The 13501-nt window shown below is 35.7% G+C and carries 13 protein-coding genes; 11 read left to right on the forward strand and 2 right to left on the reverse strand.

The annotated features are described in order from the left end of the window. Nucleotide 1: 1 nt before the first annotated feature. Entirely contained in the window at nucleotides 2-535 is a 534-nt protein-coding gene (locus IGL23_RS06180; RefSeq protein WP_002379424.1) for a hypothetical protein, read from the reverse strand. A gap of 285 nt (nucleotides 536-820) precedes the next feature. Between IGL23_RS06180 and IGL23_RS06185 the strand changes: the two genes are divergently transcribed. Both IGL23_RS06185 and IGL23_RS06190 read left to right on the forward strand, forming a co-directional pair. Then, complete coding sequence (locus IGL23_RS06185) at nucleotides 821-1675, forward strand: hypothetical protein (RefSeq protein WP_033595228.1); 855 nt, start codon at nucleotides 821-823, stop codon at nucleotides 1673-1675. 212 nt (nucleotides 1676-1887) lie between these two features. Then, entirely contained in the window at nucleotides 1888-2427 is a 540-nt protein-coding gene (locus tag IGL23_RS06190) for a GNAT family N-acetyltransferase (RefSeq protein WP_002369435.1), read from the forward strand. A 97-nt stretch (nucleotides 2428-2524) separates the two neighbouring features. Here the strand turns inward: IGL23_RS06190 and IGL23_RS06195 are convergent, their stop codons facing one another. Further along, a complete protein-coding gene (locus IGL23_RS06195; RefSeq protein ID WP_002357660.1) occupies nucleotides 2525-2869 on the reverse strand; it encodes a metal-sulfur cluster assembly factor in 345 nt (114 codons plus the stop codon). 275 nt (nucleotides 2870-3144) lie between these two features. On the opposite strand from IGL23_RS06195, the gene IGL23_RS06200 reads away from it, so the two are divergent. The 9 genes from IGL23_RS06200 (at nucleotide 3145) to IGL23_RS06240 (ending at nucleotide 13399) form a co-directional block, all read left to right on the forward strand. Beyond that, nucleotides 3145-4209: a dipeptide epimerase gene (locus IGL23_RS06200; RefSeq protein WP_002360381.1), complete on the forward strand. Its 1065-nt coding sequence runs from the start codon at nucleotides 3145-3147 to the stop codon at nucleotides 4207-4209. Between the two features lie 16 nt (nucleotides 4210-4225). Beyond that, on the forward strand, nucleotides 4226-5602 hold the full coding sequence (locus tag IGL23_RS06205) for a transglutaminase-like domain-containing protein (RefSeq protein ID WP_010822801.1): 1377 nt from the start codon (nucleotides 4226-4228) through the stop codon (nucleotides 5600-5602). 17 nt (nucleotides 5603-5619) lie between these two features. Continuing rightward, nucleotides 5620-7272 carry a peptide ABC transporter substrate-binding protein gene (locus IGL23_RS06210; RefSeq protein ID WP_033595226.1) on the forward strand — a complete coding sequence of 551 codons (1653 nt, stop codon included), beginning with the start codon at nucleotides 5620-5622 and terminating at the stop codon, nucleotides 7270-7272. Between the two features lie 309 nt (nucleotides 7273-7581). After that, on the forward strand, nucleotides 7582-8415 hold the full coding sequence (locus tag IGL23_RS06215; protein ID WP_002357655.1) for a PRD domain-containing protein: 834 nt from the start codon (nucleotides 7582-7584) through the stop codon (nucleotides 8413-8415). 36 nt (nucleotides 8416-8451) lie between these two features. Continuing rightward, nucleotides 8452-10449 carry an N-acetylglucosamine-specific PTS transporter subunit IIBC gene (gene nagE, locus IGL23_RS06220; RefSeq protein ID WP_002369431.1) on the forward strand — a complete coding sequence of 666 codons (1998 nt, stop codon included), beginning with the start codon at nucleotides 8452-8454 and terminating at the stop codon, nucleotides 10447-10449. A 240-nt stretch (nucleotides 10450-10689) separates the two neighbouring features. Then, nucleotides 10690-12171, forward strand: a complete 1482-nt coding sequence (locus IGL23_RS06225) for a BglG family transcription antiterminator (protein WP_033595224.1) — start codon at nucleotides 10690-10692, stop codon at nucleotides 12169-12171. Further along, complete coding sequence (locus IGL23_RS06230; protein WP_033595222.1) at nucleotides 12161-12613, forward strand: PTS sugar transporter subunit IIA; 453 nt, start codon at nucleotides 12161-12163, stop codon at nucleotides 12611-12613. The genes IGL23_RS06225 and IGL23_RS06230 overlap by 11 nt, the downstream gene beginning before the upstream one ends. Then, a complete protein-coding gene (locus IGL23_RS06235) occupies nucleotides 12613-12930 on the forward strand; it encodes a PTS fructose transporter subunit IIB (RefSeq protein ID WP_002408519.1) in 318 nt (105 codons plus the stop codon). The genes IGL23_RS06230 and IGL23_RS06235 overlap by 1 nt, the downstream gene beginning before the upstream one ends. A 19-nt stretch (nucleotides 12931-12949) precedes the next feature. Continuing rightward, entirely contained in the window at nucleotides 12950-13399 is a 450-nt protein-coding gene (locus tag IGL23_RS06240; RefSeq protein WP_010710400.1) for a PTS sugar transporter subunit IIA, read from the forward strand. The last annotated feature ends 102 nt before the right edge of the window (nucleotides 13400-13501 follow it).

Genomic DNA, 13501 nt, shown 5'->3' on the forward strand with positions numbered 1-13501 from the left:
TTCAGGATCCCATGTCTTTTTTTTGTCTGACTCGTTTAGCTAAATTTAAAGTGCTTAAAAAGAAAAATAACGGCGCCAAACTACCAAGGCAAAGGAACCATTTCATTGAATAAGTTAACTCTTGCTGTAAAAGAGATTCTCGTATATAGCTGAAACCTTCGCCATGGACCCGCAAATAAATATAAATGTAAGCAAAAAGAATCACTAAAGGCAAAATACAGACTTCTAATATTTCCAAAAGATAAGGAAAGGTTTTATTTAATAATTTGAGGCGTGTCTTATTCAATAGATAAGCAAAAATGAAAATTGACCATAAAAAACCAAAAAAACTAATCAAATAAAAAATCAGATTCGCACTTCCTGCATTCATAAAAGCTTTCGGGAAAAGTAGTCTGCCGATGAATGTATTTTTAATTGTAAAAGGAACATCAAAAATGGAAATATAAAGACAAAAAAGTACTAATGTTAACAAGGCATGCCAAATCTTTTTCTCCATTTCATTTAAAAAATATCTAATTACTTGGTACATTTCCATAAACTGTCGCTCCGTGTTTGAAATAATCGTAGTTTTGACTATACCATAGCTGTTCTCAATTTTCTTGAAAAAAATACACGCAACCAGCCTCGACTATACGAAACACACAGAGTGTCTAAAAAATAAGTTGCGATCGCATTTTTTCGCATGCTAGTGTTGCACTTCTGTTTCGCTGGTGTTTTCTAATTGCTGATTTGTTGATTAAAAAAGGGCAGGAGGGAGCGTTTTTTTAGTATAATAATATAAAAGAATATAGAGAAAATCGTAGGATGGGAGTTATTCAAAGTGGCGGAGATTACAGTTAAGACAATTTCAGCGAAAGATGATTTAAAGAAGTTGCTTTTGGGTCAAGAGTATGACCAACAGCAGCCAGTTAAAAATATTTTAAAAGCTAGAACATCGAATGTCCATATTGAAAAGTACGAGGTTGTGGAGGATGTTTTTTTAAAGTTAACTGGGAAGGCGACCGCGCACAAAGATATTATGAACTCATTTTGGACAACGTATAAAATTATGTTACAACTTGTTTATCCCAATTTCTTTAGACCAGCGGAAGTAATTGGGGAAAATCAAGAAAGCTATTTAGGAAAACCTTCTGAACAGAATTTGCTTGCAGTAAATAGCAAGTATCCGCCTCATGATTCCGGGACATCGGCTGTGATTTCGGACCGATATTTAACTTATTTTGACCAAGTTTTTCCTGACTATTTACCAAATCCTGTACCAAAAAAATATACATGGAATGAATTCCTTCTCGACAATTTTACTAACTTTGATCGAGTCCATCAGGACCCACAATTAAAGCGTTTTGCCGAACTTACCCATTCAATTGGAAACATTACAGTAGTTCCACTAGGATTTAACAGTGGAAGAAGTTTATCGTTTAAAGATTATTGGGATTATTCTTTAGAACAACTTTCGATATTTTTAGCTTCATTTCATTCATGGGAAAGCTATGTTCATACGTATGAGATGCAACCATTTTTAAATGAACAGTATCAACCAGTAGCGCTATGGAAAAATCATTTGAAAAAAGACTCGTTTATCTTACCTCAGAATATAGAGGAGATAAATGAATATTTAGTTCAAGTAAATCAACGAATAGAAAAAAGAGGGCAGCGAATAGTGAATCGGTTGTAATGAAATAAGAATCGCCTTTTCGCTAAACGTTGAAAGTCTCGAATCGTGTGCTCTTTTATTGACTCAGGAACAGAGAACGATTAAACTACTAGATTAGTATCAAAAAATAATTGCGTATAGGGATAACCAGTCGCATGTTTAAATAACTTTTAGGTCTTATGTAAGTAACAAAAGTTATTAGTACGAAGCAATCATTTTAGAAAGGAGCTTTTATGCAATTCACATTATTAAATCAAGGAAATCAAGCCTATTGGGAAGCAACCTACATAGAAGCTTTTCCAGAAGAAGAGAGACTGCCGTTTGATCAATTATTGACGTCTTCTCAAGCAGGAAAATTTCATTTGTTTGTTATTCAAGAGGCGGATGAGAACGTGGGGATTTTGTTAAATAGTCAAATTGCACCTGAAGCAACCTATGTCTTTTTCTTTGCAATTGATCAGCACCACCGAAACAAACGATTAGGTTCAACCGTGTTAGCGTTATTGAAGACACGTTATCCTAAGGGGGTTCTTTTGGAGAGTGAAGAAATTGGCAAAAATGCAGCGAATGAAGCCCAAAGAGAAAAACGTTATCAGTTTTATGAAAGAAATGGCGTGCTGGATACAGGGTATCTGATTATGGATAGAGGGCTCACTTTTCATATCATGTTTGCTGGAGCGTCAGGCTTCGGTGGAACGCAGCTGCAGTTTTTATTAGACTTCCATCCAGTAGCAAAAATTTGGAAAAAACCAAGTATTGATGGCATTAGGTAATTTTTATCAAATAAGTAAATTAAACAAACAAAAAAACATATGAAAGAACGGACCAATCAGTTCTTTCATATGTTTTTTATCATTAGTCTCGAAATAACTAGCGAATACCCAAAGCAATTCGTGCGTAACGGCTCATTTTATCCGTTGTCCAAGCAGGGTACCAGACTAATTTTACTTCGATATTATTCACTTCAGGAATATCTTTTAAAACACCATGGATTTGTTCTGTTAAAACATCTGCTAACGGACAACCCATTGTGGTTAAGGTCATTTTGATGACAGTATCACCAGTTTCTTCTGCAAATTCAACTTCATAAATTAGTCCTAAATTAACAATATCGATGCCTAATTCAGGGTCAATCACTGTTTCTAATGCAGTTAAAATATCTTCTTTAATTGCTTCAACTTCTTCGGTTGAACGTTGTTGAGGTTGTTCACTCATTCGTCTTCTACTCCTTTGCAAGTTGCCTCTTTACTATCATACCTTTTTTAAGAATGTTTGTAAATGAGAAGTATCTCACATGTCATGGAATTTACTGATTTATTAAAAAAGCTCATAAAATTCGAAATTCATTTTATTTTAATCTGAATCTCATTATTTTATTTACATTAGAAAACAATGAGTTTAGAATGGTCGATAACAATCTAAATTTAATTTTTGGATATTTTTAAAAAACTGAATTTTCAGTCAATTGGAAATATCAAAGGGAGGATTTTATGAAAATTAAGCAGGTACATGTTAGGGCATCGAAAATTAAACTGAAAGAAACATTTACGATCGCTTTGGGGACGATAGAATCAGCGGATAGTGCAATTGTGGAAATTGAAACAGAAGAGGGATTAGTTGGATATGGAGAAGGAGGGCCAGGCATTTTTATTACCGGTGAAACGTTGGCTGGCACGATTGAAACGATCGAATTATTTGGCCAAGCAATCATTGGCTTAAACCCCTTTAATATTGAGAAAATTCATGAAGTGATGGATAAAATATCTGCTTTCGCTCCAGCGGCAAAAGCAGCAATCGATATTGCTTGTTATGATTTGATGGGTCAGAAAGCTCAACTGCCTCTTTATCAATTGTTAGGCGGCTATGATAACCAAGTAATAACGGATATTACACTAGGTATTGATGAACCAAATGTGATGGCACAAAAAGCCGTCGAAAAAGTCAAACTAGGTTTTGATACATTAAAAATTAAAGTCGGAACAGGAATTGAAGCTGATATCGCAAGAGTAAAAGCGATTCGTGAAGCAGTTGGCTTTGATATCAAGCTCCGCTTAGATGCGAATCAGGCTTGGACGCCCAAAGATGCAGTTAAAGCGATTCAAGAATTAGCAGATTATCAAATTGAATTAGTGGAACAGCCAGTTAAAAGACGCGATTTAGAAGGTCTAAAATACGTTACTTCACAAGTTAATACGACAATTATGGCTGATGAAAGCTGTTTTGATGCTCAAGATGCGTTGGAATTAGTTAAAAAAGGCACAGTCGATGTTATCAATATAAAATTAATGAAGTGTGGCGGCATTCATGAAGCGCTGAAAATTAATCAGATTTGTGAAACAGCAGGCATCGAATGCATGATTGGTTGCATGGCGGAAGAAACAACCATTGGCATCACGGCTGCTGCCCATTTAGCTGCTGCTCAAAAGAATATCACACGAGCAGATTTAGATGCGACATTCGGTTTAGAAACTGCGCCCGTAACTGGGGGCGTATCCTTAGAAGCAAAACCATTATTGGAATTAGGAGAAGCAGCTGGATTAGGCATTTCTCATTAAAAAAGGAGTAAAGCAAATGAAGTATGATTTAAAGTATCTTAGTGTTCCTTTGCCTGAGGAAATTCAAAGGGTGAAAGAATTTGGCGATTTTGCAAGTGCGGATATTGCCATTGATTTTTGGTTGACAAAAGAACTTCCGCAGGCATTAAAAGAACGTTTGATAATTGAAAAAGATGTCATTAAAATGATGCGTATGAATGAGTATCCTCATAGCTTTGCAAAAGCTGATCAAATGATGAGAGACACTTTTCAGGATTATCAAACAGAGGAATTAATTCGTTTAAAAGAAACGGGATTAGTGGACTGGGTTTATATTGACGGTGAACCGTATTTCCAACTTCGATTTTTGGCCAATTTAATTAAAACAAATGCGGCATATGTTGCACGTTTGCGGGAAGCAGAAAGCAATCAGTTAGAAATTCTCCGCAAAAAAGAACTAAAAGAGAACATCGAACAAATGCAAAAAAACGGTGGTAGAAAAGTGAGAACAACAATTAAAGCCACCATTCAGGTGAAAAAAGAATTTGAGCGTCCAGGTGAGCGTGTTCGTGTCCATTTGCCGCTGCCCAAAGCGTGTCAACAACAATCAGAAATTGAAATCCTAGCTACGTCACCTGAAGCAACCTATATTGCGGCAGAAGATGCGCCTCAACGAACACTGTGTTTTGAAACAATCTTAAAAGAAAATCAAACGTTTACAGTTGAATATTGTTATGTTAATCGGATGGTTTACCAACAGTTAGAAGAAAATAACGTAGACAAAATGCAACCAAGCTTTGATTTAGAGGAACATTTACCGCATATTCGATTCACGCCTTATTTAAGAAATTTAGCAGATGAGATTGTGGGCGATGAAAGTAATCCCTTAAAAAAGGCACGCTTGATTTATGACTTTGTGACGACAAAGATTCATTATTCTTTCATGCGTGAATATTTTACAATTTCCAATATTTCAGAGTATGCCGCAACTAATTTAAAAGGTGACTGCGGCGTGCAAGCGATTTTGTTTATCACGCTTTGTCGGATTGCAGGGATACCAGCCAAATGGCAATCGGGATTATATGTTTCTACACATTATACAGGCTGTCATGATTGGGCACAATTTTATATAGAACCGTACGGCTGGCTCTTTGCGGATTTATCTTTTGGCGGAGGTGCTTACCGAGACGGGGATAGACAGCGGTGGAATCATTATTTCGGCAATTTAGATGTTTTTAGAATGGTCGCAAATAGTGAGATCCAGGCAGACTTTCAGCCGGCGAAAATGCAATTGCGTGCAGACCCAATTGACAACCAGCGGGGAGAATTTGAGTACGAAAATGAGGGCTTGCCCTACGCATGCTTGATAGTTTCGCAAGAACGGCTTTCCATGGAAGAGTTGCCGTTTGATTGACACATAGGGGGAATAGTATGAAAAAGTTAAAAATGATGGGGATTATGTTATTTGTTAGTACGGTCTTGGTAGGTTGTGGCACAACAGCAGAAACAAAAAGAGACGAGAAAGCAACTGAGAAAACCAGTGTCTCGAAAAAAGTTTTAAATTTAATGGAGAACTCGGAAATCGGTTCAATGGATTCTATTTTCACACAAGATGAAGCCAGTATTAACGCACAGTCCAATGTCTTTGAAGGGTTATATCAATTGGATGAAAAAGATCAACTAATACCTGCTGCTGCTAAAGAGATGCCAGAAATTTCTGAAGATGGCAAACGATATACCATTAAACTAAGAGAAGATGGCAAGTGGTCCAATGGTGATGCTGTAACAGCCAATGATTTTGTTTTTGCTTGGCGTAAATTAGCGAATCCCAAAAACCAAGCCAATTACTTTTTCTTGTTAGAAGGAACGATTCTGAACGGAACAGCTATTACAAAAGAGGAAAAAGCACCAGAGGAATTGGGTGTCAAAGCGCTTGATGATTATACTTTGGAGGTTACTTTGGAAAAGCCTGTACCGTATTTTACGTCGTTATTGGCATTTTCTCCATTTTTCCCACAAAACGAAGCATTCGTGAAAGAAAAAGGACAAGCCTATGGCACTTCTAGTGAAATGATTGTATCTAATGGTCCGTTTTTAATGAAAAATTGGGATCAGTCAGCGATGTCGTGGGATTTTGTGCGTAATCCCGACTATTACGATAAAGAAAAAGTAAAATCAGAAACGATTCATTTTGAAGTTCTTAAAGAAACCAATACCGTTTATAATTTGTACGAATCAGGTGAATTAGATGTGGCTGTCTTAACAGGAGATTTTGCTAAACAAAATCGAGACAACCCAGACTATGAAGCAATCGAACGGTCAAAAGTCTATTCCTTACGTTTAAACCAAAAAAGAAACGAAAAACCATCCATTTTTGCAAATGAGAATGTCCGCAAAGCTTTAGCTTATGCTTTGGATAAAAAAAGTTTAGTCGATAATATTTTAGCAGATGGTTCAAAAGAAATTTATGGGTACATTCCAGAAAAATTTGTATATAACCCAGAAACGAATGAAGATTTTCGTCAAGAAGCAGGCGCCCTTGTCAAAACAGACGCCAAAAAAGCCAAAGAGTATTTAGATAAAGCAAAAGCAGAGCTAAACGGAGATGTAGCCATTGAACTTCTTTCAAGAGATGGTGATAGTGACCGAAAAGTTGCTGAATTTATCCAAGGCCAGTTACAAGAAACGTTGCCAGGTCTCACTATTAATGTCAAAACAGTTCCTTTAAATAATGCGATTGAATTAATGAGAAAAGGGGATTATGAATTGTCTGTTGGCATGTGGGGACCCGATTATCAGGATCCAATGACTTTCTTAGAAAGCTCAGTTAGTGGTAACCGTATGAACTATTCTAGCCCAACGTTTGATCAACTAATTGAAGAGTCAACAACTAAATACGCAAATGATCCTGAAACTCGTTGGCAAACATTAATTAAAGCTGAAAAAGTATTGGTGGAAGAAGATGCCGCTTTAATTCCTTTATACCAAGAGGCCCGTAGTCAGCTTGTACGACCAGGTGTCAAAGGTATTCAGTATCATAACTTCGGTGCAACGAGCACATATAAGTATGCCTATAAAGAATAAATTAGTGAACAAAAGTACCTTTAGCTGAAGGTGCTTTTTTCCCGATAAGAGCTTCTTTTTTGTTAATAGTCAACAATTAATAAAAAAATAATTGAAAAAGGTTGACAAAAATAATGATACTCGTTAGAATAAGCACTGTTAACAAATGAATAGCGTTTTCATGTGACTAGATAATACTAGGCATGGAAGAATTTCGTAATACAATGTGGTGTACAATGGTTACGCAACATGTTTAACGGGATTGTTCTATGCTTTTTTTGTTGTTTTCACTGAAAATGTTAGAATTACTTCTGCAGAAGAGGGTCATTTATGAAAATTAAAAAGGTGCTAAATCAAAATGCTGTACTTGTTCTTGACGAAGGACAGGAGAAAGTAGCTGTCGGTAAAGGCGTCGGGTTTAATAAGACTAAAAATGATGTCTTATCTCGACAATTGGTGGAGCGGATGTTTGTGATGGAGCCAGAAGGACTGAAAAAACTTCAAGTACTGCTATCACAAATTGAAGACAAATACTTTTTAGCGAGTGAAGAAATTATCCAACATGCTGAAACGGTATTGGGTGAAAAGTTGAATGAACATATTAATATTGGGTTGAGTGATCACATTGCTTTTGCAGCTGAAAATATTCAAAATAATATTATTGTTCGGAACAAGCTTTTAAGTGAAATTGAGATTTTATATAGTGAAGAATTTGCTATTGCTCAATGGGCTGTAGAATATTTAACACAAACCTTAGAGATTCCATTTAGTTATGATGAAGCGGGATATATTGCAATTCATATCCATAGTGCTCGCAGCGGGCGTACTGATAATAGTAAAAGTATCCGTGAAGTTACAATCGTTTCTGAAATTATTCATTTAATCGAGCAGGAATTGGCTATTGATATTCATGATGATAAAAATAGTCTCAGTTATTCACGTTTGGTGAATCATTTACGTTTGTTTATTCATCGTTTCCAACAAAATCAATATGCTGTTTTAGATGAAGAAATTTTGGAAGTCGTAAAGAAAAAGTATGCTGAAAGCTATGAAATCTCAAAAAAAGTACAAGTCTTATTAATGAGAAATTTTCATTATCAAGTACCAAATGAAGAACTTGGTTATTTATCGATTCACATTGAACGATTAAGAATGACCAAATAATAAAAATTAAATAGTTTATGTGAGGAGTTACGTATAATGAAAGCGTATATGCAAAGAATGGGACGTTCGTTAATGTTACCAGTTGCTGTATTACCGGCGGCTTCTTTATTAGTCGGTATTGCTAACTGGATCGTGGGAACAATCGGCGCTAGTCCAGCCACAACTTTTCTAATGAATGGTGGTTTGGCTATCTTAAACAATTTAGCATTATTATTTGCGGTTGGTTTAGCGTTAGGAATGTCAAAAGATAAAGATGGATCGGCAGCATTAGCTGGTTTAGTCGCTTATTTAGTGCCAAAAACTGTTTTAGCGCCTGCTTCTATCCAAGCCATTAAAGGCTTCAAGGATATTGCTGAAGTAAACCCAGCCTTCAACAGCATGGACAACAATGTCTTTGTCGGGATTGTCGCTGGTTTAGTTGCCGCGGCAATGTATAATCGTTTCTCTGGTGTGAAATTGCCAATGGCTTTATCATTCTTTAGTGGAAAACGTTTAGTTCCTATTATGTCAGCTATTTCGATGTTAGCAATCTCAGCTGTCTTATTCTTCTTCTGGCCAGTTGTTTATAACGGATTAGTTGCTTTTGGTAAAGGAATCTCTAGCTTAGGTTTCGTAGGAGCTGGCTTGTATGGTTTCTTTAACCGACTATTAATTCCAACAGGCTTACACCATGCTTTGAATTCTGTTTTCTGGTTTGATGTTGCTGGTATCAATGATATTGGGAACTTTTTAGCTGGTCAACAAGCGTTAGATACTGGTAAAGCAATTGTAGGACAAACAGGGATGTATCAAGCTGGTTTCTTCCCAGTAATGATGTTTGGTTTACCAGCAGGCGCGTTTGCAATTTATCAATGTGCACGTCCTGAGAAGAAAAAAGTTACAGCTTCATTAATGTTAGCTGCTGGTTTTGCGGCTTTCTTTACAGGCGTAACTGAACCTTTAGAATTCTCATTTATGTTCGTTGCTTGGCCTTTATATGTTTTACATGCAGTCTTTACAGGTATTTCTTTAGCATTCGCTGCGTTTATGCATTGGACAGCTGGCTTTGCCTTTAGTGCAGGTTTTGTAGACTTCTTCTTAAGTTTGAAAAACCCAGTCGCGAATCATCCAATGATGTTGGTGGTTCAAGGACTTGTCTTTGCAGCAATTTACTACTTCGGTTTCCGTTTTGCAATCACTAAGTTTAACTTAATGACACCAGGACGTGAAGAAGGCGATGGCGAAGAAACGCCAGATGTTGCGGAAGGCGACAACAAATTTGCTTCTCTAGCTCGTCGTATTTATGATGGTTTAGGCGCTGATGCTAATGTAACTTCTATTGATAACTGTACAACTCGTTTACGCTTAACAGTGAAAGATACAGGCAAAGTGGATCAAGCAAAAATTAAAGCAACTGGGGTTCCTGGTGTGAAAGTCATTGATGACACCAATATCCAAGTGATCGTTGGTACGGAAGTACAATTTGTTGCTGACGAAATGCAACGATTATATAACCACCAAGCGCCAGCAACACCAGTCAAAGAAACACCTGTTTCTCAACCAGTTGTTGAAGAAAAAGCACCGGTTTCAACAAAAGAAACTGAATTATATTCTGTAGCGAATGGGAAAGTTATTCCTATTTCTGAAGTACCAGATGATGTTTTCTCAGCAAAAATGATGGGTGACGGTTTTGCTGTCGTACCAACAGACGGCGAAGTTTCAACACCCGTTGCTGGGAAAATTACTAGCATTTTCCCAACAAAACATGCGTTAGGTATCCAAACAGATTCAGGCATTGAAGTATTATTACACATGGGTCTAGATACTGTTGAGTTACAAGGTGGACCATTTACATTACATGTTGAAGAAGGCCAAGTTGTAAAACAAGGCGATAAAATTGCAACTATTGATTTAGCCGCATTAGAACAAGCTGGCAAAAAGTCAGATTTAATTGTTGTTTTCACAAATCAAGATATCGTTGCTCAATACGATTTACAAAAAGCAGGTCAAACGACTTCAATAAATGATGTAATCGGAAATGTTACCGTAAAATAAAAGTAAAAAAGGGCTAGCCGCAAGGCAGCCCTTTTTTTGTATTCTTTGAAAGTGTTAGTGTCTGTAGAGCCAGTAATAAAAATCGCTTGCTCTACAGGTTTTTATTTATAAATAGCCTTAGAAAGTTTCGCATAATTGAACACTTTAACCACTCACAAAAATGGCCAATGTAACGGACAGAAAACAAGGAAGCGTTTTCTTTTATATGGATTATAATAAATATATCAAGGAGGGGTTGCTATGAGTTCGAAAAAAGAACGTGGACAAAAATTGTTGTTACTTCTCTCAAAAAAACAAGATTATATGACTGCAGAAGAATTGGCAAACTGCCTAAGTACTTCTCCTAAGACAGTTTATCGTTTGATAAAAAAAATTAACGATGAATTTTCAGAAGGTTCACTCATATTATCTGAGAAAGGACGAGGATACAAGCTAGACTATGAACGATTTATGGAACAGAATCGACATTTAGTCGAAAAAGAAAGTGATTTTTCGCCAAGGGAAAGACGCAATCGAATTCTGGAGGAATTGTTGTTAGCTTCTCCACAAGCTAAAAATGTTTATGAATTATTTGCAAGATATTATGTTGGCGACTCTGTGATATTTAGCGATGAACAACAATTATCCGAAGATTTAAAGAAATATGATTTAACACTCAAACGGAAAAATCGAACGTTGGCAATTATCGGTGAGGAAAGAGCTATCAGGAAAGCCATTTCCGATAGAATACAACTGTTGAACATTATCGATATTGAGGATCTTCGAAACAACAAAGCATTAAATTTTAATAATTATGATGTCCTTTTTACGTTAGATCAAGTCAGGAACATTGAAAAGAAACTGGATATTACTATTCCACATCCATATAACGTAAACATCTTTTCGCATCTTTATATCTTAATTAGTCGTTCACGAAAAGTAGCTATTTCTGAAAAATACCAATTATCTAACGAAGAAGAACAAGAATTAACAAAGGACTTAGTACTCAAAAAGGTCGCGCAAACAACGATTCAACAGATTGAAACTTATTTAAATAAGAGACTGCCTAACGTTGAAATTTATTACTTATATCAATATTTGGTTTCTTCTAGGATGCAAGGTTCATTTAGTAAAGTAACTAATTTTTCTTTCAAAGTAATGCAAATTACTCAATTTTATTTAGAGGAAATGAGTGCACAACTAAAAATTTTAACTGATAATGATCAGCTACTTCTTGAATTGGCTAGTCATATAAAACCAATGATAAATCGTCTTGAAAACGGCATACATGTTAAGAATAGTTTATTGGATCAAATAAAAATGACGTATGAAACAATTTTCAGAAAAATTGCGCAAGTTTCTAAGCAAGTAAGTAAAAACTATCAACTACCGGCTATAAACGAAGACGAGAATGGGTTTATTACATTGTATTTTGCGCGAATGATTGAAACCAATCAGTTACCTATTCGTACTTTGATTATGTGTACCACTGGAATTGGAACTTCAGAACTATTGAGAGTAAAAGTTGAAAAGAAATTTCCTGAATTACAAATTGTTGAAATTATTGCCACACGAAATATAAGGAAATCATTAAAAGATTATTCTGATATTGAATTGATCCTTACAACGATTCATTTACAGGAAAAGGTCCCTATTAAATCATTGTTGGTAAGTGCCATGTTTACAATGGATGATCAGTATCGATTACAAAGAAAAGTTGAGGAAATCTATCATGAACGTTAATCCTTTATACCAAGTTTTCCTAAACCAAGAACTTCTTTCAAAACAGCAAGTATATCAATTCATTGCAGAAACAGCAGCACCTTTGTTAACGCTCGAAGAAAAAAAGCAGATTGAGGAATCTTTGGTAAATCGTGAGAAGATGGGAAGTAATCAGATTGCAGAGCAAGTTGTCTTGCCACATTTAGAGAATGCACTCTTGAAAAAAAGTGAAATATATCTGATTAGCTTAAAAACAGAAATCCAAGAATGGACGGCAGACATTAAGCAAGTGAAATTAATTATTGTCATCTTACTAAAAGAAAATGAACGGTTAAAAGTAAAAAAAGAAATCAGTCGATTTACTAGAAAATTAGCAAATGAAGACTTCTTAGAAAAGTTGTTGCGTTTAAAAACAGAAACAGATTTTTATAAAAATATAGAAAAATTTGAGGAGGAAAAATAATGAAGATAGTCGGCGTAGCAGCCTGCACAGTAGGAATTGCTCACACATATATCGCACAAGAAAAATTGGAGAACGCTGCAAAAAAAGCAGGAGTTGAGATCCATATAGAAACACAAGGGACCATTGGGATTGAAAACAAACTAACGGATGAACAAATTAAGGAAGCGGACATTGTTATATTAGCCATTGATGTAAAAATTTCTGGAAGAGAGCGTTTTGATGGGAAACGAATCATTCAAGTACCTACAGAAGTTGCTGTAAAATCACCCACTAAACTAATTGAAAAAGCAGAAGAAGTTATGACACAAGAAAAGTAACCTTCTAGGAGGAATTGTAATGGAAGTAAAGGATATCATTGACTTAAAAACCGTTAAAACGAATATGAATGTAAATACAAAAGAGGAAGCGTTAAAAGAATTAGCCAATCTTTTGCTTGAAAATGGCAATATTTCAGATGAAAAAGGCTTTATAAAAGATATCTATGTTAGAGAGGCGGAAGGCCAAACAGGCATCGGAAACTATCTAGCCATTCCACATGGCAAAAGTGCGTATGTAAAAAAAATAGGCGTGGCCATTGGTATTAATAGTACAGAAATTCCTTGGGAATCTTTAGATGATAATGGCGTAAAAGGAATCATTCTTTTTGCTGTGGGCAATGATCATAAAGAAACAACTAGCCATCTTAAACTATTATCATTGTTTGCCAGAAAACTCGGAAATGATGAAGTAGTGAAAGAACTCCTTCAATCAAAATCGCCAGAGGATGTAGTGAAGGCATTCTCTTAATGAAATTACTGAGACAGCATATTGTGGATATTTTCTACAGAAGAATTCATAACAGCAATTTTTTTAAATAGAAAATAAAATAAAAGAACAATGTTTAGGAGG

The organism is Enterococcus sp. MSG3299 (assembly GCF_050555765.1).
GTDB lineage: Bacteria > Bacillota > Bacilli > Lactobacillales > Enterococcaceae > Enterococcus > Enterococcus faecalis.